Origin of the sequence: Pigmentiphaga sp. CHJ604 (assembly GCF_036972535.1) — a bacterium.
GTDB classification, from domain to species: Bacteria; Pseudomonadota; Gammaproteobacteria; order Burkholderiales; family Burkholderiaceae_B; genus Pigmentiphaga; species Pigmentiphaga daeguensis.
Genome location: NZ_CP136998.1, coordinates 3290787 through 3316371, shown reverse-complemented (window position 1 = coordinate 3316371; position 25585 = coordinate 3290787). Strand labels below are relative to the sequence as shown.

22 protein-coding genes are annotated in these 25585 nt (G+C 68.4%); 6 read left to right on the top strand and 16 right to left on the bottom strand.

Annotated elements, in window-relative coordinates; all coding sequences use genetic code 11:
• Nucleotides 1–27 precede the first annotated feature (27 nt).
• Nucleotides 28–744 carry an arylesterase gene (locus R4823_RS15975; protein ID WP_087840622.1) on the bottom strand — a complete coding sequence of 239 codons (717 nt, stop codon included), beginning with the start codon at nucleotides 742–744 and terminating at the stop codon, nucleotides 28–30.
• A gap of 28 nt (nucleotides 745–772) precedes the next feature.
• Between R4823_RS15975 and R4823_RS15970 the strand changes: the two genes are divergently transcribed.
• The gene (locus R4823_RS15970) at nucleotides 773–1510 is read left to right on the top strand and encodes an ABC transporter ATP-binding protein (RefSeq protein ID WP_087840661.1); all 738 of its coding nucleotides are present in this window, start codon (nucleotides 773–775) and stop codon (nucleotides 1508–1510) included.
• A gap of 22 nt (nucleotides 1511–1532) precedes the next feature.
• On the opposite strand, the gene R4823_RS15965 is transcribed toward R4823_RS15970, so the two are convergent.
• The gene (locus R4823_RS15965; RefSeq protein WP_132978727.1) at nucleotides 1533–3059 is read right to left on the bottom strand and encodes an NAD(P)H-hydrate dehydratase; all 1527 of its coding nucleotides are present in this window, start codon (nucleotides 3057–3059) and stop codon (nucleotides 1533–1535) included.
• Nucleotides 3060–3062: 3 nt separating this feature from the next.
• Nucleotides 3063–4406, bottom strand: a complete 1344-nt coding sequence (locus R4823_RS15960; RefSeq protein WP_338615398.1) for a D-amino acid dehydrogenase — start codon at nucleotides 4404–4406, stop codon at nucleotides 3063–3065.
• Between the two features lie 133 nt (nucleotides 4407–4539).
• On the opposite strand from R4823_RS15960, the gene purL reads away from it, so the two are divergent.
• Nucleotides 4540–8568 (top strand): phosphoribosylformylglycinamidine synthase, encoded by a 4029-nt coding sequence (gene purL, locus R4823_RS15955; RefSeq protein WP_132978728.1) that lies wholly within the window; start codon nucleotides 4540–4542, stop codon nucleotides 8566–8568.
• Nucleotides 8569–8663: 95 nt separating this feature from the next.
• On the opposite strand, the gene R4823_RS15950 is transcribed toward purL, so the two are convergent.
• From R4823_RS15950 to R4823_RS15920, 7 genes are all read right to left on the bottom strand, one after another.
• Complete coding sequence (locus R4823_RS15950; RefSeq protein WP_087840626.1) at nucleotides 8664–9731, bottom strand: porin; 1068 nt, start codon at nucleotides 9729–9731, stop codon at nucleotides 8664–8666.
• Nucleotides 9732–10137: 406 nt separating this feature from the next.
• Nucleotides 10138–11211: a porin gene (locus R4823_RS15945; RefSeq protein WP_087840627.1), complete on the bottom strand. Its 1074-nt coding sequence runs from the start codon at nucleotides 11209–11211 to the stop codon at nucleotides 10138–10140.
• A 424-nt stretch (nucleotides 11212–11635) separates the two neighbouring features.
• The gene (locus R4823_RS15940) at nucleotides 11636–12403 is read right to left on the bottom strand and encodes a peptidylprolyl isomerase (protein ID WP_087840628.1); all 768 of its coding nucleotides are present in this window, start codon (nucleotides 12401–12403) and stop codon (nucleotides 11636–11638) included.
• Nucleotides 12404–12457: 54 nt separating this feature from the next.
• Nucleotides 12458–12742: a BolA family protein gene (locus tag R4823_RS15935; protein ID WP_087840629.1), complete on the bottom strand. Its 285-nt coding sequence runs from the start codon at nucleotides 12740–12742 to the stop codon at nucleotides 12458–12460.
• Nucleotides 12739–13329 carry a septation protein A gene (locus tag R4823_RS15930; RefSeq protein WP_087840630.1) on the bottom strand — a complete coding sequence of 197 codons (591 nt, stop codon included), beginning with the start codon at nucleotides 13327–13329 and terminating at the stop codon, nucleotides 12739–12741. The genes R4823_RS15935 and R4823_RS15930 overlap by 4 nt, the downstream gene beginning before the upstream one ends.
• Before the next feature lie 168 nt (nucleotides 13330–13497).
• On the bottom strand, nucleotides 13498–13899 hold the full coding sequence (gene msrB / locus R4823_RS15925; RefSeq protein ID WP_087840631.1) for a peptide-methionine (R)-S-oxide reductase MsrB: 402 nt from the start codon (nucleotides 13897–13899) through the stop codon (nucleotides 13498–13500).
• 8 nt (nucleotides 13900–13907) lie between these two features.
• Nucleotides 13908–15419 carry a YdiU family protein gene (locus R4823_RS15920; protein ID WP_087840632.1) on the bottom strand — a complete coding sequence of 504 codons (1512 nt, stop codon included), beginning with the start codon at nucleotides 15417–15419 and terminating at the stop codon, nucleotides 13908–13910.
• Between the two features lie 113 nt (nucleotides 15420–15532).
• On the opposite strand from R4823_RS15920, the gene R4823_RS15915 reads away from it, so the two are divergent.
• The 4 genes from R4823_RS15915 to R4823_RS15900 are packed head-to-tail and all read left to right on the top strand — an operon-like array spanning nucleotide 15533 to nucleotide 19224.
• A complete protein-coding gene (locus R4823_RS15915; protein ID WP_087840633.1) occupies nucleotides 15533–16492 on the top strand; it encodes a branched-chain amino acid ABC transporter permease in 960 nt (319 codons plus the stop codon).
• Nucleotides 16489–17751, top strand: a complete 1263-nt coding sequence (locus R4823_RS15910; protein WP_087840634.1) for a branched-chain amino acid ABC transporter permease — start codon at nucleotides 16489–16491, stop codon at nucleotides 17749–17751. The genes R4823_RS15915 and R4823_RS15910 overlap by 4 nt, the downstream gene beginning before the upstream one ends.
• On the top strand, nucleotides 17744–18526 hold the full coding sequence (locus R4823_RS15905; protein ID WP_087840635.1) for an ABC transporter ATP-binding protein: 783 nt from the start codon (nucleotides 17744–17746) through the stop codon (nucleotides 18524–18526). The genes R4823_RS15910 and R4823_RS15905 overlap by 8 nt, the downstream gene beginning before the upstream one ends.
• Entirely contained in the window at nucleotides 18523–19224 is a 702-nt protein-coding gene (locus R4823_RS15900) for an ABC transporter ATP-binding protein (protein ID WP_087840636.1), read from the top strand. Before R4823_RS15905 ends, R4823_RS15900 begins: the two co-directional genes overlap by 4 nt.
• A gap of 46 nt (nucleotides 19225–19270) precedes the next feature.
• Here the strand turns inward: R4823_RS15900 and R4823_RS15895 are convergent, their stop codons facing one another.
• From R4823_RS15895 to R4823_RS15870, 6 genes are all read right to left on the bottom strand, one after another.
• The gene (locus tag R4823_RS15895; protein WP_087840637.1) at nucleotides 19271–20668 is read right to left on the bottom strand and encodes a CoA transferase; all 1398 of its coding nucleotides are present in this window, start codon (nucleotides 20666–20668) and stop codon (nucleotides 19271–19273) included.
• A gap of 1 nt (nucleotide 20669) precedes the next feature.
• The gene (locus tag R4823_RS15890) at nucleotides 20670–22418 is read right to left on the bottom strand and encodes a PhoH family protein (RefSeq protein ID WP_132978729.1); all 1749 of its coding nucleotides are present in this window, start codon (nucleotides 22416–22418) and stop codon (nucleotides 20670–20672) included.
• A gap of 108 nt (nucleotides 22419–22526) precedes the next feature.
• Nucleotides 22527–22991 carry a peroxiredoxin gene (locus R4823_RS15885; RefSeq protein WP_132978730.1) on the bottom strand — a complete coding sequence of 155 codons (465 nt, stop codon included), beginning with the start codon at nucleotides 22989–22991 and terminating at the stop codon, nucleotides 22527–22529.
• Nucleotides 22992–23041: 50 nt separating this feature from the next.
• Nucleotides 23042–23425 (bottom strand): Mth938-like domain-containing protein, encoded by a 384-nt coding sequence (locus R4823_RS15880; RefSeq protein WP_087840640.1) that lies wholly within the window; start codon nucleotides 23423–23425, stop codon nucleotides 23042–23044.
• Nucleotides 23426–23591: 166 nt separating this feature from the next.
• Nucleotides 23592–24566: a fumarylacetoacetate hydrolase family protein gene (locus R4823_RS15875; protein WP_132978731.1), complete on the bottom strand. Its 975-nt coding sequence runs from the start codon at nucleotides 24564–24566 to the stop codon at nucleotides 23592–23594.
• A gap of 22 nt (nucleotides 24567–24588) precedes the next feature.
• On the bottom strand, nucleotides 24589–25560 hold the full coding sequence (locus R4823_RS15870) for a tripartite tricarboxylate transporter substrate binding protein (RefSeq protein ID WP_087840642.1): 972 nt from the start codon (nucleotides 25558–25560) through the stop codon (nucleotides 24589–24591).
• Nucleotides 25561–25585: the final 25 nt, after the last annotated feature.

The window sequence follows — 25585 nt, the reverse complement described above, 5'->3', positions numbered from 1 at the left end:
CCCCGGCCGGCCCGCGGGCCGGCCGGGTCAGGACTTGCCGGTGCCCAGCAGCGGTTCCAGGCGCGACCAGACATTGTCCAGCAGGCGCGGCTGCGCCTGTGCCGTGGGGTGCAGGCGATCGGGCTGGAACAGTTCGATGTGCTGGGCGACGCCGTCCAGCAGGAAGGGCAGCAGCGCCGCCTGCTGCTCCTTGGCGACCTTGGCGAACAATTGCTGGAAGCGCTGCGTGTAGTCGCGGCCATAGTTGGGCGGGATCTGCATGCCCACCAGCAATACGCGCGCGCCAGCCTGGCGCGACGCCTGCACCATCTTGTTCAGGTTCTGCTCGGTCATCTGCAGGGACAGCCCGCGCAGCGCGTCGTTCGAGCCCAGCTCGATCACGACCACGCTCGGCCGATGGCGCGCGAGCAGCGCCGGCAGCCTGCTGACGCCGCCGCTGGTGGTGTCGCCGCTGATGCTGGCGTTGACCACGCGATAGTCGAGCTTGCGCTCGCGCAGGCGGGCCTCGAGCAGCGCCACCCATCCCGATCCGCGCGGCAGGCCGTACTCCGCCGACAGACTGTCGCCCAGCACCAGCAGGGCGGGCGAGGAACTCGCGGCGGGGGCGGCGGTCTGTGCCAGGGCGGCTGGCGCCAGGCCGCATAGCGCGGCCGCGCACAGCGTGCCCGCGAACAGGCGCCGGGCGGCGCCGTGCGCAGTACGGGCGGTGTCCCGGAGCGGCTGCGACGAGCGAGGCTTTATCATGTCTTTCCTTTCTTTCAGCGATCCAATCATGACGGGACCGACCCGATCCGCCGCGAGCCAGTCCGCGGCCACGCCTGCCGCGCAGCCCGCCATCGCCGTACGATCGTTGACCAGGCGGGTGGCCGATTCGAGCGGCGAGCTCGCCATTCTCGATGCGGTCGATTTTACGGTGGCCTTCGGAGAGACCGTGGCCATCACGGGGAGTTCGGGATCGGGCAAGTCCACGCTGCTCGGCCTGCTGGCCGGGCTGGACGTGCCGACCTCCGGATCGGTGCACCTGGCCGGCCGCGACCTGTTCGCGCTGGACGAGGACCAGCGCGCCAGCCTGCGGGCGCGCCACGTGGGCTTCGTGTTCCAGTCGTTCCAGCTGCTGCCCCACCTGACCGCCCTGGAGAACGTCATGCTGCCGCTGGAATTGGCGGGCCGCGATGCGCGCGCCGCCGCCACGGCCATGCTGGAACGCGTGGGGCTGGGCGCGCGCCTGCGCCACTATCCGCGCACCTTGTCGGGAGGAGAGCAGCAGCGGGTGTCCCTGGCGCGTGCCTTCGTGGTGGAGCCGGAGCTGCTGTTCGCCGACGAACCCACGGGCAGCCTGGATTCGGCCACCGGCGAGGCCGTCATCGACCTGATGTTCGAACTGCACCGCGAGCGGGGCACGACCCTGCTGCTGGTGACGCACGATGCCAAGCTGGCGCAGCGCTGCGCGCGCCAGCTGGTGGTGGCGGGCGGGCGCCTGGTGCACGATTCGGCCGGCGACGTTTCCTGAACCGGGCGCCCGCGGCGAGGGATCAGTGGCCGCCGCGATTGCGCAGGTCGCGCGCGGCCGGCGCGATCTCGCTGGCCGTCAGGCCGATGGGGCCGATGCCGCGGGCCACGAGGCTGTCGGCGGCGGCGCCGTGCAGCCACACGCCGGCCCGTGCCGCCTCGTCGGCTTCCAGCCCCTGCGCCAGCAGCGCGCCCAGCATGCCGGCCAGCACGTCGCCGGTACCGGCGGTGGCCAGCCCGGCATTGCCGCTGGCATTGACGCTCCAGGCGCCATGCGGCCCGCACACGATGCTGCCGGCCCCCTTCAGGACCACCCAGGCGCGGTAGCGCGCGGCCAGCTCGCGGGCGGCCTCGATGCGGTCCGCCTGCACCTCGTCGGTCGAGATGCCCAGCATGCGCGCCGCTTCGCGCGGATGAGGGGTCAGGATCGCGGGGCCGCCCCGGGCCGCCAGGCCGCGCGCCAGGTCGGGCAGCGTGCCCAGCAGGACCAGCGCGTCGGCGTCCAGCACCAGGGGGGCCGAGGCGGGCGCCTCGGCCAGCAGGCGGCCAAGCCAGCGCTCGGCGCCGGCATCGGTGCCCAGGCCGCAGCCCGCGACCCAGCCGCCGACGCCCAGTCGCGCCGCATGATCCAGCAGCCCGTCGGCGTCGCGCAGCATGAGCTCGGGATGCCATGGGTCGCAGGGCAGCGCGGGCGGTGCCGCCTCGGCCAGCCCGACCAGGATCTTGCCGGCCCCGCCGTACAAGGCCGCGCGGGCTGCCAGCAAGGCCGCCCCGGTCATGCCGGGCGCGCCGGCCAGGATGGCCAGCGTGCCGAAGCTGCCTTTGTGGCTGTCCTGCGGCCGGGGGCGGAACAGCGCCGGGCAGTCGGCTTGCCGCACGAGCAGGCCGCCATGGGGCAGCCCGGCATGGCGGCCGATGCCGCTTTCCAGTTCCAGGTCGGCGACGCTGACCGTGCCGGCATGGTCGCGGCCGGCACGCGTGTGGAGTCCGGGCTTGTCGGCGATGAAGGTCAGGGTATGGTGGGCGACGATGGCACCCGGCTGCGCGTCCCCGGTGTCGGTATCGAGCCCGCTGGGCGCATCCAGCGCCAGGATCGGCGATCCCTGCCGCGCCGCCCAGGCCGTCCACCGCTGCGCGGATTCGGGCAGGGGGCGTGAGAGGCCGATGCCGAACAGGGCGTCGACGATCAGCGTGCGCGATGGATCGGGCAGATCGCGGGCATCGGGTTCGCCGGCCTGCAACAGGCCGGCGGGCAATTCCTGCCAGGCTTGTTCGGCATCGGCCGGCCGCCTGCCGGCCGGCAGCGCCCAAACGCGGACCCGGCGGCCGGCCTGGTGCAGCAGCGCGGCCAGCATGAGGCCGTCGCCGCCGTTGTTGCCGGGACCGCACAGCAGGTCGACCGAATGGCCGGGCCAGCGCTCGGCGATGAGCGCGGCAGCCGCGCCGGCGGCCCGCCGCATCAGGGTGTGGGGCGGCAGCGCGGCCTGCGCCTCGCGTTCGATCAGCCTGATGGCGGGGGTGCGCAGCAGCCGGTGCGGGTGTGGGTCCATGCGCTAATTCTTGCGCGCGTAGCGGCCGATGTCCAACCCGTCCAGGTCTATCTCCGGCGTCCGGCCGGCGACCAGGTCGGCGACGATGCGCCCCGTGCCCGCCGCCATGCTCCATCCCTGCGAGCCGTGGCCGACGTTCAGGTACAGGCCGGGCAGCCGGGTCGGGCCGAGTATGGGCGGGCCGTCCGGCGTCATCGGCCGGGTGCCGGCCCACCAGGTCGCGCGCGAGAAATCCAGCATGCCGGGCATCCAGTCCTGGGCCGTCCTGACCAGGGTGCGCAAGGCCTTGTCGCGCAGGGCCGGACCGCGCGCGCCCAGCTCGGCCGTGCCGGCGATGCGCAGGCGCTGGCCGAGCGGCGTCACCGTCACGCGATAGGTCTCGTCCACGAAGGCGCGCCGCGGGCCGATGACGTCGTTGCGCAGGGGAAGGTTGGCGGCATAGCCTCGCACCGGGTAGATCGGCACGCGCACGCCCAGCCGGGCCAGCCAATCCCCGGCGTCGCTGCCCGAGGCCACGACGACCGCCTGCGCGGGCAGCGTGCGGCCGTCCTGCAGGCGCACGCCGGCGACGATGCCGCCGGCGTCCTGCACGGGCTGGGCGACGGTGTTGAACAGGAACTCGACGCCGCCCCGTTCGCATTCGGCCGCCAGCAGGCGGGCGAACAGCGGGCAGTTGCCCGATTCGTCGTCGGGATAGTGGATGGCGCCCGCCAGCGGCGTGCCGACGTGGACCGCGTCCTGCAGGTGGACGTCCATCGCGACGGCTTCTTCGGCGCCCAGCAACTGGTGGGCGATGCCGCTTTCCCGGAGGACCTGGAGGGTGGCCTGCGCCGCTTCCACGTCGCGCGGCGTGCGCAGCAGTTGCAGGTAGCCGATCCGGCGCTCGTATTCGAAGCCGTATTCCTCGCGCAGCGCGGCCAGCTGGACGCGGCTGTAGCGGGCCACGCGCTGCATGACGCGCTTGTTGGCGGCATAGCGCTCCGCCCGGCACTGGCCCAGCCACTTCACCAGCCACTTCCACAGGGCGGGGTCCAGCGAGGCGCGCAGCGCCACCGGCGCCTCGCTCTTGAACAGATGGGCCAGCACGCGGCCGGGCATGCCCGGGGCGGCCCATGGGGCCGCGTAGTCGGCGGCCAGGATGCCCGCGTTGCCGAAGCTCGATTCCTGGGCGACGCCGCTGCGGCGGTCCACCACGGTTACCTGCATGCCGTGCCGGTTGAGCCAATAGGCGGTGCACACACCGATGATGCCGGCACCGATCACAATCACACGCATGGGGTCTGGTCGCTTCTTCTGGTCGAGCCCGTTTTCCCGCCGGAGCGCGAGGGCATTCCGGGGAACGGGCACCGGATTTTAAGCGGGGAGGGCGGGTATTCGCTCGTGGTTTTTCCCGATCCCCCGGTACGAAGTAAAATCACGGCTAGTCACGCGCTTCCCTCGCGTTTTCCCCCTCATTTCCTCCGCTTCCAGCTCGCTTATCGTGGCCTCCATCCTGCGCCTCTCCGGCCCCCTTGCCCTTTCCTCGTTCCGCCGCGACCGGCTGTTGCGCCGACTCCAGGCCCTGAATGCCTCGGTGGCCGATGTCTCGGCCCGGTTCGTGCATTTCGTCGCCGTGGAGGGCGACCTGGCCGCGGACGACCGCCAGCGCCTGGAGGGCCTGCTGCGCTACGGCGATCCGGCCCCCGAGCCCCAGCAGGGGCTGGAACTGCTGGTCGTGCCGCGCCTGGGCACTGTCTCGCCCTGGGCCAGCAAGGCCACCGACATCGCGCACAATTGCGGGCTGGCGCAGGTCCGCAGGATAGAGCGCGCAGTCGCCTACACGGTGGTCCCTAAACGGGGCCTGCTGGGGGGCGCCAAATCGTTCTCGGCGGACGACCTGGCCGCGCTGGCCGGCGCCTTGCACGACCGCATGACCGAGACGGTGGTCGACGGCGCCTTCGACGGCGCGCCGCTGTTCGCTACCCTGGCCGGCAAGCCCATGCAGACCGTGCCCCTGCTGGCAGAAGGCGCTCCCGCCCTGGTGGCGGCCAACCGCAGCATGGGGCTGGCGCTGTCCGACGACGAGATCGATTACCTGGTCGAGGCCTTCAACGGCCTGGGACGGAATCCGACCGACGTGGAACTGATGATGTTCGCCCAGGCCAACAGCGAGCATTGCCGCCACAAGATCTTCAATGCCCAATGGATCATCGACGGCCAGCCGCAGTCCGAGACGCTGTTCGGCATGATCCGCGCCACGCACAAGGCGCAGCCGGAAGGCACCGTAGTGGCGTATTCCGACAACGCCGCCGTCATGGCCGGGGGCCGGGCGGAGCGCTTTCATGTGCAGCCTGGCACCGAAGGCCAGGTGTACGGACGCCGCGACGCGATCGTGCACACCCTGATGAAGGTCGAGACGCACAACCATCCCACGGCCATCTCGCCTTTCCCCGGCGCCTCGACCGGCGCGGGCGGCGAGATCCGCGACGAAGGCGCGACCGGCCGCGGCTCCAAGCCCAAGGCGGGCCTGACCGGTTTCACGGTATCGCACCTGCGTTTCGACGATGCCATCGAGCCCTGGGAACACGATGGCCACGGCGCGCCCGACCGCATCGCCTCGCCCCTGTCCATCATGATCGAAGGCCCCCTGGGCGGGGCGGCGTTCAACAACGAATTCGGCCGGCCCAACCTGCTGGGCTATTTCCGGACCTTCGAGCAGACCGCGGGCGGCGTGCGCTGGGGCTACCACAAGCCCATCATGATCGCCGGCGGCCTGGGCAGCATCGACGACGGCCTGACACACAAGAACGATCTGCCGCCCGGCTCGCTGCTGATCCAGCTGGGCGGACCCGGCATGCGCATAGGCATGGGCGGCGGCGCCGCCTCCAGCATGGGCGTGGGCAGCAACACCGCCGACCTCGATTTCGACTCCGTCCAGCGCGGCAATCCCGAGATCGAGCGCCGCGCGCAGGAAGTCATCGACCGCTGCTGGCAGCTCGGGACCGACAACCCCATCCAGTCCATCCACGACGTGGGCGCGGGCGGCCTCTCGAATGCCTTCCCCGAACTGGTTGACGGCGCCGGGCGCGGCGCCATATTCGACCTGCGCAACGTCCAGCTCGAGGAATCGGGCCTGTCGCCGGCCGAGATCTGGTGCAACGAATCGCAGGAGCGCTATGTGCTGGCCATCCTGCCGCAGGACCTCGAGCGCTTCGATGCGCTGGCGCGCCGCGAGCGCTGCCCCTACGCCGTCGTGGGCGTGGCCACCGAGCAGCGCCAGTTGCGCGTGGTCGACGGCGAGGGTTTCTCGGCGGGCGACGTGGCCGCGGCCGACTGGGCCCGGACTTCGCGCCCGGTGGACGTGCCGGTCGACGTCATCCTGGGCAAGCCGCCCCGCATGGAGCGCGACGTCGCGCGCCTGCCGGGCGCGGGCGAGCCGATGGACGTGGTCGGCCTGGACCTGGACGACGTGGCCCTGCGCGTGCTGCGCCACCCCACGGTCGCCAACAAGACCTTCCTGATCACCATCGGCGACCGGACCGTGGGCGGCCTGTCCTCGCGCGACCAGATGGTCGGCCCGTGGCAGGTGCCGGTGGCCGACTGCGCGGTCACGCTGGCCGACTACAGCGGCACGCGCGGCGAAGCCATGGCCATGGGCGAACGCACTCCGCTGGCCGTCATCGACGCCCCGGCCTCGGGCCGCATGGCCGTGGCCGAAGCCATCACCAACCTGGTGGCGGCCTCCGTGGTCCGCATCGAAGACGTCAAGATGTCCGCCAACTGGATGGCCGCCTGCGGCGAGCCCGGCCAGGACGCGGCGCTGTACGACACCGTCAGCGCGGTCAGCGAACTGTGCCGGCGCGTCGGGCTGTCCATCCCCGTGGGCAAGGATTCGCTGTCCATGCGCACGGCCTGGGACGAGAACGGCGAACCGCGCCGCGTGGTGGCGCCGGTGTCGCTCATCGTTACCGCCTTCGCGCCGGTGGACGACGTACGCAAGACCCTGACTCCGCAACTGCGCACCGACCAGGGCGACACGACCCTGATCCTGGTCGATCTGGGGCGCGGCAAGCACCGCCTGGGCGGTTCCGTGCTGGCCCAGGTCATCGGCCAGGTCGGCCAGCAGGCGCCCGACATCGATGCCCCCGACGACCTGCGCGCCTTCTTCGCCGCGATCCGCACCCTGGCCGACAGCGGCGTGATCCTGGCCTACCACGACCGTTCCGACGGCGGATTGTTCGCCACGCTGTGCGAAATGGCCTTTGCCGGCCATACCGGCCTGTCGATCAACCTGGACATGCTTACCCTGGATCCGTATGCGTCGGACTGGGGCGATTTCAAGATCCGGCCGGAACAGGTCGCCGTGCAGCGCGACGAACTGACGATCAAGGCGTTGTTCTCCGAAGAGGCGGGGGCCGTCATCCAGGTGCCCGCCGCCAGCCGCGACGCGGTGATGGAAGTACTGCGCGGCGCCGGACTGTCGGCCCACTCGCACGTGATCGGCGAACCCAACGGCCGCGACGAGATCGAGTTCTACCGCGACGCCCGCAGGATCTGGGGCAAGCCGCGCGCCGAACTCGGCAAGGCCTGGAGCGAGGTCAGCCGCCGCATCATGGCGCTGCGCGACAACCCCGACTGCGCGCAGGCCGAATTCGACCTGTGGGACGACGTCGCCAATCCCGGCCTGTCGCCCAAGGTCGATTTCGACCCGCAGGAAGACATCGCCGCCCCCATGATCGCCACCGGCGCGCGCCCGCGCATGGCCATCCTGCGCGAACAGGGCTGCAACAGCCAGGTCGAGATGGCCTATGCCTTCGACCGCGCCGGCTTCGAGTCCTGGGACGTGCACATGACCGACCTGCTGAGCGGACGCATCGACCTGTCCAGCTTCAAGGGGCTGGTCGCCGTCGGCGGCTTCAGCTACGGCGACGTGCTGGGCGCCGGCGAGGGCTGGGCCAAGACCATCCAGTACAACGCGGTGCTGGCCGACATGTTCGCGGCCTACTTCGGCCGCGGCGACACCTTCGCGCTGGGCGTGTGCAACGGCTGCCAGATGCTGGCTGCGCTGGCCCCCATGATCCCGGGCGCCCAGGACTGGCCGCGCTTCACGCGCAACCGCTCGGAAAAGTTCGAGGCCCGCTTCTCGCTGGTCGAGATCCCCGAGTCGCCGTCCATCTTCTTCGACGGGATGGCCGGCTCGCGCATGCCCATCGCCGTTTCCCACGGCGAAGGCTATGCCGACTTCTCGCAGCAGGGCAGGGCCGACGCGGCGCTGGCCGCCATGCGTTTCGTCGATCACGCCGGCAAGCCGACCGAGGTCTATCCCTACAACCCCAACGGCAGCGCCGGCGGCCTGGCCGGCGTCACCACGGCGGACGGCCGCTTCACCGCCCTGATGCCGCACCCCGAGCGGGTGTTCCGCAACGTGCAGATGTCGTGGAGTCCTGCCTCGTGGGGCGAACGCGACAGCGGCGGCGAGTTCTCGCCGTGGATGCGCATGTTCCGCAACGCGCGCCGTTGGACCGCTTGAGCCAACGAGGCAAATAAAAACCCCGGGCAGGGCCCGGGGTGCGAGGGCTGGCAGCCTGAGCTGCCGGCATGGGGGCCGCCTTGCGGCCCTTTTTCTTAGAAGCGGTGTTGCAGGCCGACGCCCAGTTGGCGATAGGTCATGTCGCGGTTCTGGTCGAAGTTGCGCACGTCGTTGTCGGCGAAGAACGCATACAGGTTGGTGCGCTTGGACAGGTCGTAGGTATAGCCAAGCGCCCAGCCGTCGACCTTGGACTTGGTGGCTTTCTGCCAAGCGGCGTAGAGCCTTCCGGGACCGATCGGGGCGCTCGCGCCGATGGTATAGGCACTGTCGCTGGAGAATTGGCCGCCCGTGGCGACGACGTTGTTGTACCCGTTCAGGTAGGCGCCGGTAATGTTATTGGCCTTGGCGTAGCCGGCGTGGATGGCCGCGACGCCGAAGTCGTACGATGCGCCCACGGTCAGGTTGCGGAAGGTCTTGGTGCCGGGCAGCGGCGATTCCACTTGCTGGTAGGTCAGCACGCCCTTGATCGGGCCGTTGTCGTATTTCAGGCCGGCGTCGATCAGGCGGTTGTTCTTGCCGCTTTCCGCAGCTTCCCCTTCGCCTGCAGGACCTGCGCCCGGAACTTGCGAGAATGCGTTGAAGCTGTAACCCACGGCGGCTTGGATGCCGTAGAACGACGGGCTGTAGTAGTAGACGGAGTTGTTGACCCGACCTCCGCCCATCACTGCGTCATTGTAGGCGAAGGTGCTGCCGATGCTGGCGGTGCTGAAGTTCAGGCCGAACGGGTTGGCGACGCCGGCGGCCCACATGAAGGCCAGGTTGGTCGTGCGGCCCAGAGTCAGGCGGCCCATGCTGTTGCTTTCGAGGCCGACGTAGGCATAGCGACCAAACAGGCGGTCGTGTGTCTGAGTGCCATTGTCAACGTTGAAACCGTTTTCCAGGGTGAAGATGGCCTTCAGGCCGTTACCCAAGTCTTCTGAACCACGCATCCCGAAGCGGGACTGGCTCATCAGGCCGCTGTCGATACCCTTGACGGTCTTGCCGTCCACCTTGCGGTAGTCGAAGCCTGCATCGACCAGGCCATACAGCGTCACGGAACTCTGTGCATGCGCGGCGCCTGCAAAACCGGCCAGCAGGGCAGTCGCGAGTAGGGTTTTCTTCATTACTTGGTCTCCAGCTGAAAAACATTTCGACAAGTTGGCTGGTGTTCCGGCGGCGCTGGCGGGGCCAGTGTCTTCGGCGTACAGCCGCCGTCTTGATCCCGATTTCCAGGCGGTGCTGCTTAGGCTGCGAAGAAATCTGAAGAAATTTCACCAGAAAGGATTAAGGGTGCCAACTGATAAATCTGGTGCGATATTCGGCGGTGTTGCGATTCTGTCTAAATCAATTGGACTTGTCGCTGTTCGCGCAACAAGAGGGGGAAGAGCGTTACATTTGGCAATATGAAAGGGTTCGAAAGGAACTGGTCAGAATCGGACAGGCAAAAAAGAACCCCGCACAAGGCGGGGTTCTTGCTTGTTCGCACGAGGGCGGAAGCCCCGTGATACCGGTCAGACCGGTATCACGTGCTTAGAAGCGGTGTTGCAGGCCCAGAGCGAACTGGCGGTTGCTCAGGTCCTTCTTGGCGGCGAAGTCACGCACGTTGCCGTCGACGAAGAAGGCGTACAGGTTGGTACGCTTCGACAGGTCGTAGGTGTAGCCGATGGCCCAGTTGTCGGTCTTCGACTTGGTGGCTTTCTGGTAGGCAGCGTAAGCCTTGCCGGGTCCCAGAGGAGCGCTCAGACCGATCGTGTAGGCGTTGTCCTTGGTGAAGTCCGCAGACGTAGCACCGATGGAGCCATTGTAGTTGGTCAGGGTACGGATGCCCTTGACGTTGTTATAGCCAGCGTAGACAGCTACGACGCCGAAGTCGTAGTTGGCACCCAGCGTCAGGTTCTTGAGCTTGCCGTTGTTGGCAGAGGCTTGCGACGGGTTCAGGTACTGATACGTGATCACAGCCTTCAGGGGGCCGTTGTCATATTTCAAACCCAGGTCGATCAGGCGGTCGTTGTTCTTGTTGCCAGCGACTTCGCCGTTGGCATTGGATTGGAAGCTGTAGCCGATCGCGCCTTGGAAGCCCGAGAAGCTAGGCGAGTAGTAGTAGGCCGAGTTGTTGACACGACCCAGGCCCAGATCCGCGTCGTTGTACGCGAAGGTGGAGCCGACGGTAGCGCTGCTGAAGCTCAGGCCGAAGGGGTTGACGATGCCGGCAGCCCACATGAAGGCCAGGTTGGTGGTACGGCCCAGAGTCAGGCGGCCAGCGGAGGCGCTTTCGAGGCCGACGAAGGCATAACGGCCGAACAGACGGCCGGCGCTTTCACCAGGAGCGGGGCCGCCGTTGAGTTGTTGACCGTTATCGATGCTGAAGCCGTTTTCCAGGGTGAAAATGGCCTTCAGACCACCGCCGATGTCTTCCGAACCACGGATACCCCAGCGCGACTGGCTCTGCAGGCCGCTGTCGATGCCGGTCTTGCTCTTGTTGCCTTCGAGCTTGGTGTAGTTGAAACCAGCGTCAACCAAACCGTACAGCGTGACGTTGCTTTGCGCTTGAGCGGCACCTGCGAAGCCAGCCAGCAGCGCGGCGGCAAGAAGGGTCTTCTTCATTTAAATAGGTCTCCAGCGGAGTGAGTAACTCGATAAGCCGAAGGGACGAGTCGGAAGACAGCATTGCTGCCGCTTTCCCCCAAGACAAGCCCCCCGTCTTGCTTACGATTTCTACGCGATGTACTTTGCTGTGAAGAAATCTCGAAGAATTTCACCAGAAAGCCCATGGAGTGCCAATAGTTAATTCCCTTGCAATAAAAATGTGTTGTGCTTTGCTCTAAGGTTTTGTTACCTAATTGCAACCCCAGGGCGGAGTGAACCCGCGAATCGCCAGTTCTGCTGGAGGGTTGAGCAAGAAAAACGCCCCGTAACTCAGGCCGGCAAGGGGCTGTTTTACGGGGCATCAGGTTCAACCCAGGGAAACCCTGATTGTTGAAAATTTAATTATCGGGACAACGTTTTTTGTTGGTTGAATCCAACAAGCTTATTGAATCTTGGCCTTTTCGCGCAGGCTGGTCTGGAAATCACGCAGCTTGGTCTGGCGCAGGGATTCCTCGATTTGGGGGCGGAGTTGCTCCAGCGGCGGGAATTGGACCGGGCGCACGTCGTCCAGGCGAATCACGTGCCAGCCGAACTGGGTCTGCACCGGCGCTTCCGTGGTCTGGCCCTTCTGCAGCGCGGCCAGCGCGTCGGCGAACGGCTTGACGTAGGTGCTGGAGGGCGCCCAGTCCAGGCTGCCGCCGTTGGCGGCCGAGCCGGGGTCCTTGGATTGCTTGGCGAGGTCCTCGAACTTCGCTCCCTTCTTCAGCTGGGAGATGATGTCCTTGGCCTGGGCCTCGCTTTCGACCAGGATGTGGCGGGCCTGGTATTCCTTGTCGCCCTGGGCGCTCTTGACGCGGTCGTACTCGGCCTGGATGTCCTGCGGCGAGACCGGGTTCTTGGCCAGGAAGTCGTTGAACAGGCCGCGGATCAGCACGCTCTGGCGGGTCAGGTCGATTTCGGCCTGGACTTCGGGCTGCTTGGCGACGCCGCGCTTGTCGGCTTCCTGCAGGAAGATTTCACGGTTGATCAGTTCTTCCCGGATCTGCTCGCGCAACTGGGGGGAGTCGGGCTGGCCCTGCTTGGTCAGCAGCTTGACGAATTGGTCCACGCGCGACGAGGGGATGGCCTTGCCGTTGACCACGGCGGCATTCTGCGCAAAAACCGGAGCGGCCAGGGTCAGCGCGGCAGCCATCATCAAAACACGCTTCATGTATGGAAGTCCTTGAAGGTAGAGGGGGAGTGAGGTCGGTTGAAAAGACCGGGCTCAAGAGGTTGGTGCGGAATCTTCTTCTGGTGTCAGCGCCTGGAGCGCCAGCGCGTGGATGTGCGCCGGCATCAAGTCTGCCAATCGATCATACACCAGCCTATGCCTGGCTACCCGGTTGAGCCCGGCGAAACGGGGCGAAACAATGCGTAGCCGGAAGTGTCCGGCGCCGCCGGCCGCGCCGGCATGCCCGGCATGCAGGTGGGATTCGTCCTGCACGTCCAGGGTGATGGGGTCGAGGGCCTGCAGGCGCTGCCGGATCCCCGCGATGCGGTCGGCGTTCATGAACGTTCGGCCCCGGCGTCGGTTTCGCGCTTGGCGATGTCCGCGGTGGAGGCTTCCTGGGCGGGCTTCATGTGGCGGCCGAGATAGAGCGATTGCAGAACGACGAACACCAGCAGCAGTCCGAAGATGCCGAAGACCTTGAAGCTGACCCAGGTTTCGGTGGGCCAGTTGTAGGCGACGTACAGGTTCAGGCCGCCTACCGCCGCGAAGAACGTCACCCAGGCAAGGTTGAGCCGGCTCCAGACCGCCTCGGGCAACTGGATCTGCGCGCCCAGCATGCTGCGAAGGAAATTGCGCTTGAACAGCCACTGGCCGCCACCCAGCACCGCCGCGAACAGCCAGTAGAGCACCGTGGGCTTCCACTTGATGAAGACCTCGTCGTGCAGGAACAGCGTCGCGCCGCCGAACACCACGATGATGGCCAGGTTGATCCAGTGCATGGGCTCGATCTTCCTGCGCCGCACCAGCAGCCAGACGATCTGCAGCACGCTGGCCGCCATGGCCACGCCCGTCGCGACATAGATGTCGGCGAACTTGTATGCGGCGAAGAAAAGAACCAGCGGGAAAAGATCAAAAAGTAATTTCATCGAATCGTCGAGAAAAAAATGCACCCGAGTGGGACAAGAAAACCACCCCACCGTTCACCCTACAGCCCCAGCTTAACCCGGCCTACCAAGATCCAGGATGCGGTGGATCCGGCTTTGCCGGTCCGCCCGCATCGCCCCCTTGAGGGGGCGCCCGAAGGGCGTGGGGGGCTACAGCGGTTCGAACTTCAGCGAGACCGAATTGATGCAATAACGCAGGCCTGTCGGCGGCGGGCCGTCCTCGAAGACGTGTCCCAGGTGGGCGTCGCAGACGTTGCACAGGATCTCGGTGCGGACCATGCCATGGGTGGTGTCGAGTTCCTCGCGCACGTTATCGGGGTCGAGCGGGGCGAAATAACTGGGCCAGCCGCAGGCCGAGTCGAACTTGGTGTCCGAGGCGAACAGCGGCGTGCCGCAGGCCACGCAGCGGTAGATGCCGGGCTCGCGATGATCCCAGTACTGGCCGGTGAACGCGCGCTCGGTCGCCTTCTCGCGTGCCACGGCGTATTGCATGGGCGTGAGCAGGGTGCGCCATTCGGCATCGGATTTCGTGACTTTGGGCCGGTCGGACATGGTCTACCTCATGAAGAACAACTGACTTGCAGTGCGCCCGCCCAGTCGGGCGGCACGCGGGCATAGCTTTCATGGCCGGGGCGTTCGGTATAGGGATCGCGCAAGAGCCGCATCAGGCGGTCGATCTCGCCGGAGTCCCGTTCCTTCGCGGCGCGGATCGCCAGCTCGGCCAGGTGGTTGCGCAGCACGTACAGCGGATTGACGCGGTTCATGGCCGCCGCGCGTTCGGCATCGGCCCGCCCGTCCTGCGCGAGGCGGGCGCGATAGGTGGCGAGCCAGGCGCGGGCGGCTTCGCGGTCGGCATACAGGTCCTCGAAGGTCTCGATGCCCGGGGCCGGCGGGGTGTCGCCGGCGCTGGCCACGGCGGCCAGGCGCCGGAAGCTCAAGGTGAAGTCGGCGCGGTTCTGGTGCATGACGGACCACAGGCCGTTCAGCAGTTCCTCGTCGCCGGCCTGCCATTGCGCCAGGCCGAGCTTGGCGGCCATCCTGTCGTGGAAGGCGGCCAGGAAGGCGCCTTCGTAGCCGGCCAGCACGGCGCGCAGCGCGTCCTCGTCCTGCACCAGCGGCATCAGCGCGCCGGCCAGGCGGTACAGGTTCCAGTGCCCGACGGCGGGCTGGGCGTCCCACGCGTAGCGTCCGGCCGTGTCGGAATGATTGCAGACGTGGTGGGCGTCGAAGCCGTCCATGAATCCATAGGGGCCATAGTCCAGCGTCAGCCCCAGGATGGACATGTTGTCGGTGTTCATGACGCCATGGCAGAAGCCCACGGCCTGCCAGTCCGCCATCAGCGTGGCGGTCTTGCGCGTGACCGCGGCCAGCAGCCGCAGGTAGGGGCCGGCCTCCGTGTCGGCGACGCCGGTCGGGGCCGGCCGGCAGTCGGGATAGAAGCGGTCGATCACGTAGTCGGCCAGGACGCGCAGCAGGTCGGGCCGCTGACGGCTGGCCCAGTGTTCGAACGAGCCGAAGCGCACGAAGCTGGGCGACATGCGGGTGACGATGGCGGCCGTCTCGACGGTCTCGCGGATGACCGGATCGTCGGAGGCGACCAGCGCCAATGCGCGCGTGGTCGGGATGCCCAGGCCGTGCATGGCTTCCGAGGCGAGATACTCGCGCACGGATGAGCGCAGCACGGCCTTGCCGTCGCCCATGCGCGAATACGGGGTCAGGCCCGATCCCTTGAGCTGCAGTTCCCAGTTGCCGTCGGGGCCGGCCACTTCGCCCAGCAGCAGCGCGCGGCCGTCGCCCAGTTGTCCGGCCCATACGCCGAATTGATGGCCGCTGTAGACGGCGGCCAGCGGCGCTCCGCCAGGCAGCGGGCGGGCGCCCGCGAACACGGACAGGAACTCGGGCGTGGCCAGGGCCTCGGGAGCGAGGCCGATCAGGGCGGCGGCCTCGGGGTTGGCATGCACCAGCCAGGGGTCGTCCAGGGGCTGGGGCGACACCCGTGAATAGAACGCGTCCGGCAGGGCGGCGAACGAGTTGTCGGTACGCAGGGACTGGAGAGTGCTGGCGAGCTTCACGACGTTGGAACGGTGATTGGCGGTCCGGCCTCACGCCGGGTATCAATCAAGGTTAACCTATTTGCCGTCGTTTCCATGTTTCCCTTTCCCTCGCGCGCCGCTCGGAGTATTGCTTGGACGGGCTCATCGTTTCGCTGCTGAACGGTCTCAGTTATGGGCTGTTGCTTTTCATGCTTTCGTCCGGACTGACGCTGATCTTCAGCATGATGGGCATCATCAACTTCGCGCATGCGAGTTTCTACATGCTGGGGGCCTATGCGGCCCACGCCGTGGCCGGCGCGTTGTCGCCGGCGCTGGCCACGGGCGCGGCATTCTGGGTGGCCCTGTTCATCGCGCCCGTGCTGGTGGGGCTGGCGGGCGCGGCGGTCGAGCGGCTGGCGCTGCGCCGCTTGCGCGGCCGGGGGCACGTGGCGGAGTTGCTGTTCACCTTCGCGCTCGCCATGATCATCGCCGAACTGGTGCAACTGGCCTGGGGCCGCTCCGCCGTGCCCTACCGCATGCCGGCCGCCTGGGGCGAGCCCCTGTTCAGCCTGGGCGGGCACGCTTTTCCCGTGCATCGCCTGGTGGTCGCGCTGGCCGCGGGCCTGATGCTGGCGGGATTGTGGTGGGGCCTGACCCGTACCCGGACCGGCCTGGTCGTTCGCGCGGCGCTCAGTCATCCCGACATGGCGCAGGCGCTGGGGCACGACGTGCCCCGTGTGTTCATGCTGGTGTTCGGCGCCGGCTGCCTGCTGGCCGGCATGGCTGGCGCGATAGGCGGCAGCGTGTTCGTGACCGAACCGGGCATGGCGCAGGCGCTGGGGCCCATCGTGTTCGTCGTGACGGTGGTGGGCGGGCTGGGATCGCTGGCGGGCGCCTTCTGGGCCAGCCTGCTGATCGGCTTGCTGCAGACCCTGGCGGTGGGGTCCGCCTGGTCGCTGGCCGCGCCGGCATCGTGGCTGGGCGCGGCGGACGCCGCGCGGGCGCTGGCGGATTGGCCGCTGTCGCGCGTGGCGCCGGTATTGCCCTATCTGCTGATGGTGGCGGTGCTGGCATGGCGGCCGCGCGGGCTCATGGGCGTGCGCGAAACATGAGTCCGCGCCCTGACGGCAGGCCATTCCTGGCCTGCGTGGCCGTTGGACTGGCGGTGCTGGCGCTGGCGCCGCTGTGCTTCGGCAGCGGCTTCCAACTGGGCCTGATGTCGCAGATGTGCGCGATGGCGCTGTTCGCGCTGTCGTACAACCTGCTGCTGGGCCAGACCGGGATGCTGTCCTTCGGGCATGCCGTCTACGCGGGACTGGGAGGGTATGCCGTCATCCATCTCCTGCGCGGGATGGACGGCGGGTCGTTCGTCTACCCGACCGTGCTGCTGCCCGTGGCGGGCGGGCTGGCGGGCGCGGGTTTCGCCGCGCTGATCGGCTATCCGACCACGCGCCGGGGCGGGACGCCATTCGCGATGATTTCGCTGGCGATAGGCGAACTGGTGCATGCCGCCGCCGGCATGCTGCCGGCATGGTTCGGCGGGGAGGGCGGGCTGGCGGCCGATCGTACCGCCGGCCCCGCGTTCGTGGCGGGCCTGTGGCCGGGATGGACCCTGGGACCCGATGTCCACGTCTATTACCTGACCGCCGCATGGACGGCCGCCTGCACGCTGGCCATCCATGCGCTGGGCCGCACGCCGCTGCTCAAGCTTGCCAACGCCGTCCGCGACAATCCGCAGCGCGTGGCCTTCATCGGCTATGACCCGCATCGCGTCCGCTATCTCATGCTGATCCTGTCGGGCTTCTTCGCCGGCGTGGCGGGCGGGTTGATGGCGCTCAACCTGGAGATCGCCAGCGCCGACGGCCTGGGGGCGCTGCGCTCGGGCATGGTGCTGCTGGCGGTGGTGGTGGGGGGCAGCGGCCTGTTCCTGGGACCGGTGGCCGGCGCGGTGGTGGTGACGTTCTTCTCGGTGGAACTGTCGCGCCACACCGGCGCCTGGCAGTTGTACCTGGGGCTCGCCTTCGCCGCGGTCGTGCTGGTCTTGCCTGGCGGACTGGCCGGCGGGCTGCGCGATGCGGCGCGGCTGGTGGCGCGGGGCCAGTCGAGGGAATGGTTGGGCGCCAGGATCTGGACGATCCTCGGGGCGCTGGCGGCATGCGCGGGGCTGAGCCTGGCGATCGAACTGGCCTATGGCCGCGTCCACGACGCGGGCGGGCCGGCGGCGGTCCCGTGGTTCGGGTTGATGCTGGACCCGTTCGCGCCGCTGCCGTGGAGCGTTGCCGGCGCGCTGGCGGTGCTGGGCGCGGCGGGTGTGTTCCTGGGTCGGGGCCGAGGCCGCCCGGTGCCCTCGCCGGAGCGATGCGATGTCTAAGACGCGGGAGACGGGCGGCATCGACGCCTTGTCGCTGGAAGGCGTGGGCAAGCGCTACGGGGATGTCCAGGTGCTCGACGGCGTCAGCCTGCGTGTCCCCATGGGTGAATTCCACGCCTTGATCGGGCCCAACGGGGCGGGCAAGTCCAGCCTGTTCAACGTGATATCGGGCCTGACGCCGCCCTCGACGGGCAGAGTGCGCTTGCATGGCCGCGACGTCACCGGCTTGCCGGCGCATCGCATGGCCCGATTGGGCTTGTCGCGCAGCTTCCAGGTGGCCAACGTCTTCGGCCGCATGTCAGTGTTCGACAATCTGCGCTGCGCCGCCATGCGCAGGGGAGGCCTGGGTTATCAATGGTGGTGTGCGCTGGATCGCGGGCGCGGCGTGGCCCAGCGCGCGAACCAGATCATGGCGCAACTGGATCTGGCGCGGCGCGCGGAACTGCCCGCCGGCGAACTGAGCTACGCCGAGCAGCGCGCCCTGGAGTTGGGCATGGTGCTGGCCACCGATGCGCGCGTCGTCCTGCTGGACGAGCCGACGGCCGGGATGAGCCGGGCCGAGACGGCGCGCATGATGGAGCTGATACGCGGCACGTGCCAGGGGAGGACGGTGCTGATCGTCGAGCACGACATGCGGGTGGTGTTCGGCCTGTCCGATCGCATTTCGGTCATGGTCCAGGGCCGGTTGGTTGCCACGGGCGACCCGGAACACATCCGGGCGGATCCGGCGATCCGCCAGGCCTATCTGGGCGGCATCGTGCAGGAGCCGGAATGAACGGCCTTCTGGAACTTCGCGGCGTCCATGCCTGGTACGGCCGCGCCCACGTGCTGCAAGGCGTGGATCTGAGCGTGGCTCCGGGCGAGATCGTCGCGCTATTGGGCCGCAATGGCGCGGGACGTTCCACCCTGGCGCGCGCGGTCATGGGGCTGGTCGAGCGGCGCGGCCGCCTGCTCTGGAGAGGCCGGGAGACGGCCAGCTTGCGCACGTTCGAGATCGCGCGGCTGGGAGTCGGCTACGTGCCGGAGAGCCGGGACGTCTTTCCCGGCATGACGGTCGAGCAGAATCTGGTGCTGGGGCAGAAGGCCGCCAAGGCGGGGCGCTGGACGATCGCCGACGTATACCGGCTGTTCCCCGCGCTGGCGCAACGAGCCGGGGTGCAGGCGCAGCACCTGTCGGGAGGCGAGCAGCAGATGCTGGCCCTGGGCCGCACGCTGATGGGCGATCCGGCACTGATGCTGGTGGACGAACCCGCCGAGGGACTGGCGCCGATGGTGGTGGCGCAGCTGGCGGCCTGCCTGGACGAACTGCGCCGCCAGGGCATGGCCATCCTGCTGATCGAGCAGAAGCTGGATTTCGCCCTGGACATCGCCGATCGCGCATATGTACTGGGCCACGGCGCCGTGGTGTTCACCGGGACGCCGGCCGCCCTGCGCGCGGATGCCTCGACCAGGCGCGAGTGGATCGAACTCTAGGACCCATTCCCGGCCCGCGCCAGGCTGCTTTCGGCGGGAACGGGCCTTAGGCGCGCCACGACGCCGGCGAGGCGCCCAGCGGGCCGGCGGGTATGTCCCAGGCCATGGGCGCGCCGGCCACGGCAAGCGGCGACTTGACGCGCCGTGCCCGCCCCCAGGCCGTCATCTCCGAGGGCATGGTGCAATCGTCGCGGGCTTCAGGCGCAAGAGGCGCGGCGTCCGCGGGCGCCACGCCTTGTACCAGCAGGGCCGCCGTGCGCGCCAGGGAGGCTCGGGCTTCGCTGCCGCAGCCTGTGCGCGCGCGCTCGGTCAGTCCGCGTATCGCCGCGGTGGCGAGCAGGTAGCCCGTCGTGTGGTCCAGGGCCTGGACCGGCAGCGGAGTCGGCCTGTCCCGGCCCAGCTCGCGCATGCCGGCATCGGCGATGCCGCAGCTCATCTGCACCAGGCTGTCGAACCCGCGGCGGGCTCTCCAGGGGCCGGTCCATCCGTAGGCGTCCAGCGACACATCGACCAGCCCGGGGTTGATGCGGCGCCGTTGCTCCGCATCGAAACCCAACGCGCCCAGGGCATCCGAACGGTAGCCATGCACCAGCACGTCGGCATCGCGCAGCAACTGGCGGAACAGGCGCCTGCCTTCCGTGGAGCGAAGGTCGATGCGGCCGCAGCGCTTGCCCAGCGTCAGCTCGGGGGCAGCGACCGGTTCGTCCCAGGCGGGAGGATCCAGCCGCAGGACCTCGGCGCCGTAGCCCGCCAGGAAACGCGTGGCCACGGGCCCCGCGATGATGCGGGTCAGGTCCAGCACGCGTATGCCGCGCAGCGGGCGGGCGGGGGTGCCGGCCCAGGCGGGTGCCTCGGCGGCGGGTGCCGGCGTGCGCCAAAGCAGCGGCTCGACCGCCACGGCGGCACCTTGGGGATGGGTTGCCCAGGCTTCCCGGGTACGCATCTGCGCGGCGCAGCCCTTCGCCTCGACGATGGCGTTCTCGAGATCGAGGGCATTCCATGTCGCCACCGCGCGCGCCACCTCATCGTGACCGCCGTGGCAGCCGAGCACGCGCAGGATGGCATCGCGATGATGCGGCGCATTGGCGTGCAGCCGTATCCAGCCGTCGGCGGCCGCGTAGTCGCCGGTGACGGGATCGCGCGCCGGCGGCAGTTTCCAGCCCACCGGCCGCAGCGACGTGTCGAACCAGAACGAGGTCAGCCGCCGGTCGACCGCGACCGCGGGCAGGCTGCCGTGACGCTGCCCGACCAGCTCGGCAATGGCCAGGCCGGCCGCGCCCACCGAGGCGGCGGCCAGGTCCGTGACCGGGAAGATGGACGGCAGGCTGCCCGTCCCGAGCCAGGCGATGCCGGCGGGAAGCGTGGCGCTTCCCGTCGCGCTCCAGATGGCGCGCAGGTAGCCGTCGCTGACGCCGCCTGCTCCGCCGTCCAGGTCACGCCGCATGTCACAGCACCTCGGCCGCGTAGTCGGCCAGCCGCGAGCGCTCGCCCCGCTGCAAGGTCACGTGGCCCGAATGCGGCCAGCCCTTGAAGCGGTCCACCACGTAGGTCAGCCCTGAACTGCCTTCGGTCAGGTAGGGCGTGTCGATCTGCGCGATGTTGCCCAGGCAGACCACCTTGGTGCCGGGACCGGCACGGGTGATCAGGGTCTTCATCTGCTTGGGCGTGAGGTTCTGCGCCTCGTCGATGATCAGGAACTTGTTCAGGAAGGTGCGGCCGCGCATGAAGTTCAGCGACTTGACCTTCACCCGCGAACGGATGAGGTCCATGGTGGCGGCACGCCCCCAGTCCCCGCCATGGCCGCTTTCGCCGTCGCCCATGTTCAGCACGTCCAGGTTGTCTTCCAGCGCGCCCATCCAGGGCAGCATCTTTTCTTCCTCGGTGCCCGGCAGGAAGCCGATGTCTTCGCCCACCGGCACGGTGACGCGGGTCATGATGATCTCGGTGTAGCGCTTGGTCTCGAGCACCTGCGTCAGGCCCGCGGCCAGCGCCAGCAGCGTCTTGCCGGTGCCTGCCTGGCCCAGCAGCGAGATGAAGTCGCAGTCCGGGTTCATCAGCAGGTTGAGCGCGAAGTTCTGCTCGCGGTTGCGCGCGGTGATGCCCCAGACGCTGTTCTTGCTGTGGGTGTATTCGCGCAGGGTCTGGAGCACGGCGGTCTTGCCGTTGACTTCCTTGACCTGCGCGTACAGCGGCATGCTGCCTTCGAAATAGACGAACTGGTTGACGGCGAACTGCGCGCACAGGGGCCCGGTGATGCGGTAGAAGGTGCTGCCGCCCTGCTGCCAGGATTCCATGCCCTTGCTGTGCTTGTCCCAGAAGTCGTCGGGCAGTTGCAGCACGCCGGTATACAGCAGGTCGGAGTCTTCCAGGACCTGGTCGTTGAAGTAGTCCTCGGCCGGCAGTCCCAGGGCGCGAGCCTTGACGCGCATGTTGATGTCCTTGGACACCAGCACGACTTCGCGGTCGGGGTAGCGTTCCTGCAGGGCGCGCACCACGCCCAGGATCTGGTTGTCGGCCTTGCCTGCCGGAAGGCCGGACGGCAGCGAGGCCGACAGCAGGGTGGTCTGCAGGTACAGCCGGCCCATCGCGTCGCGGTTGCCGAGCTTGTCGAGCGGGATGCCGGCTTCCATGTCGCCGATGTCGCTGACCAGCTCGTCCAGCGAGCGGCTGACCTGGCGGGCGTTGCGCGCCACTTCGGACATGCCCTTCTTGTGGTTGTCCAGCTCTTCCAGCGTGATCATCGGCAGGAAGATGTCGTGTTCCTCGAAGCGGAACAGCGAGCTCGGGTCGTGCATCAGCACGTTCGTGTCCAGCACGAACAGCTTGGCGACTTCCGGTCCGGCCGATTTCGCCTTGCGCCTGGGCGTGGGCTTGGCCACGGCCTTGCCGGTGGCGGCGGGAGCCGGCGCGGGCGCGGGCTGCGGCGCACGCGCGACGATGGGCGCCCCGGCCTGCGGCGCGGGCGTCAGCAGGGTGCCTGCCTTGGATCTGGCGGCGGTCTTGCGGGCCGTCTTGGCCGGCGCGGCCTGGATGCCTTCCAGCTGGGGCTGGACGTCGGGAATGTCGGTGGAGGAGGGCGGTCGGGGTTCGGCTTCGGCTTCGGTACGTTTGCCGCGGGCTGCGGGGCGCGCTGGTTCACCCGAGGGGAAGGACAGGATTGCTGCGGGCCGGGTGGGCATCTTGGGAAGCGGCATGAGCGCGGATCTCCTCAGTAGGGAAGCTCAACGATACTGCATCCTCCATTGCATATATCGTACGCCTGCCGGCGTACGACACATGCGCAGGAAGAAAAACGGACTCATTCAGGCCAGCCCGCGCACGGCTTCGAGCACGGCGTCGACATGGCCGGGCACTTTCACGCCGCGCCATTCCTGGCGCAGCTTGCCTTGCGCGTCGATCAGGAAGGTGCTGCGCTCGATGCCGCGCACCTGCTTGCCATACATGTTCTTCATTTTCATGACACCGTACAGCTCGCACAGGGTTTCGTCCGGATCGGCAAGCAGCGGGAACGGGAAGCCCTGCTTTTCCTTGAACTTCTGGTGCGAGGCCAGCGTGTCGCGCGAGACCCCGAGGATCTCGGCGCCGGCGGCCTGGAAGTCGGCGTAGCGGTCGCGGAAGTTCTGTCCCTCGGTCGTGCAGCCCGGCGTGTTGTCGCGCGGGTAGAAATACATGACGACGACGCGGCCCTTCAGGTCCTTCAGCGAGATGTCGCCGTCGGTGCTGGGGGCGGTGAAGGCGGGGGCGGCCCGCCCGATGGCAGTGCTCATGCGTGGGTCTCCGGAAAATGGGGGGAAAGGCGGGAGGGGCGGCGCATCATTCAGGCCGGGATCAGCGCGGCCACGACGCGGCGCCCCTCGGCCATCAGGATGTTGTAGGTGCGCGAAGCCGCCAGGGTGTCCATCATCTCGATGCCCACGCCGGCCTTCAGCAGCGGGCGCAGCAGCGACGGCGCCAGGAAGCGCTGGCGGGCGCCGGTGCCGATCAGGACGACCTCGGGCAGCGAGGCCGCGCCCGGCCGGGCCACGTGTTCCATCGCGGCGGCATCGACGTCTTCGAAGGAGGAAACGGGCCAGGCGACGACATCGCCCTCGGGGCCGAACACGACGGCGTGCTCGAAACGGACGCGGTTGACTTCGACGTATCCATCGCCATAGGCGGTCACGGTGTTCAGCGCCGAGGCAGGGTCGGAATGCAACTTCAAAAGATCGGCTCCGGTTCGACGGGAGGATGGAAAAACTATACGCCTGCTGACGGCCGGCACGGATGCGCGAACGAGACAGTGCCTGCGCGGCAGTCGGATTATTATAAATGCCCTCTGCGCGAGGGCTCTCCCGGATGCCGCGAGGGGGGCGTGGCGGCCCCGGGGATCAGGCCCGGGCTTGCACCAGCTTCTGGTCCAGCGCGCCGAACACGCTTGCTCCGGCCGGCGTATTGACTTCCATCCGGACGCGGTCGCCGAATCTCAGGAAGGGGGTGGAGATCGTGCCTTGCGTGGCGTTCTCGATGGCACGCACCTCGGCCAGCGCCGCCGAGCCGGCTCCCTCGGCCGGATCGGACACCGTGCCCGAACCCACCAGCGTGCCGGCGCGCAGGCGCCGGGTCGCGGCGGCGTGGGCGACGAGGTCGCCGAAGCCCACGCTCATCTCGCGCGCGTTCGGATGGCCGATCCAGCGGCCATTGATGTCCACCCTTACCGGCAGATGCAGCCTGCCTTCGCGCCAGTGTCCGTCCAGTTCGTCCAGCGTGACCGCCACCGGACCGAACGAGGTCGAAGGCTTGGCATGGATGAAGCCGAAGCCGGTCTTCAGCTCGCGAGGCTGCAGCGCGCGCAGGCTCCAGTCATTGGCCAGCATGACCAGTTTCACGTGATCCAGGGCCGCGGCCGCGTCCACTCCCATGGGCACGTCGTCCAGCGCGACCACGATCTCGCCTTCGCAGTCGATGCCGTGGCTTTCGTCCGGCAGCGGCACGTCGTCGCGGCCGCCCAGGAAGTCGTCCGAGCCACCCTGGTACATCAGCGGCAGCGTCGTATCGATGGGCGGGACGCCGAACCCCCGCTGCATCCACAGGCCGTGGTTGGCGAAGGCGGAGCCGTCCAGCCATTGGTAGGCGCGCGGCAGCGGCGCCATGGCCAATGCGGGATCGAACGAGAACGCGCCCTGGGCGGCGCCGCGGTTCAACGCCTGGTAGAGCGCCTCCAGGCCGGGCCGCATGGCGTCCCAGTCGTCCAGCAGGGCCTGCATGGTGCATGGCCGGTCGGGGTAGGCGGCCAGGGCCAGGTCGGCGGACACCACGGCCAGGCGGCCGTCGCGGCCGCCGTTCTTCAAGGTTGCGAGTTTCATGGCGAGCCTTTGTGAAGGAGAGTCAATCGTTGAGCTGGATTTTCTTGTCGGCGATGATCCTGCCCCACTTCTCGCGCGACGCGGCCATGGTCCGTTCCAGTTGCCGGCGGTCGCCGGGCGTGACGGTCATGGCCAGGGTGGCGGCGGTATCGGCCATCGCGGGGCTGTCCAGCGTGCGGTTGATGGCCTGGTTCAGCCGCTCCAGCACGTCGCCGGGCACCTTGGCGGGCGCGAACACGCCGAACCACGTGGTGCCGTCGTAGCCGGCGAAGCCCTGCTCGGCCAGCGTGGGCACGTCCGGATATTGCGGCTGGCGGGTGGCGGAGGTGACGCCGAGGATCTTCAACCTGCCGTTCTTCGCATTGGCCAGCGCCAGCGTGGGCGGTCCGAACAGCAGGTCGATCTGGCTGCCCATCAACGCGTTCATGGCCGCCGGCGTGCCCTGGTAGGGCACGTGCATCAGCTGGATGCGCCCCGATTCCTCCAGCAGGCCGCCCCACAGGTGCGCCACGCTGCCCAGGCCCCACGAGCCATAGGTCAGCTTCCCGGGCGCGCGGGCCGCGGCCTGGATCAGGCCACGGGCGTCCTGGAAGGGCGCGTCGGGACGGGCGATCAGCATGGCGGTCAGGGTGCCGACCTGCGCCACGGGTGCGAAGTCGCGGGCCGGTTCGTAGCGGATGTGGCGGTACAGCAGCGGGTTGAGGGCATGGGTATCCATGTTGCCCAGCATGATGGTGTAGCCGTCGGGGGCCGCGCGGGCCACGAACTCGCTGCCTATCATGCCGTTGGCGCCGGCCTTGTTCTCGACGATGAAGGATTGCCCCAGTTGCTGTGCCAGGCCTTCTCCGAGCTTGCGGGCGACCATGTCGGCGGGAGACCCGGCCACGTAGGGAACGATGACGCGGACCGGCTTGTCGGGATAGCCGGCGGCGATGGCGGAAGTGGCGGCCAGCGCGGCGACGCTGGCGGCAAGGCGGGAAAGAAGGGAGGGCATGGCAGGCTCCGGGAGGAAAAAGGAA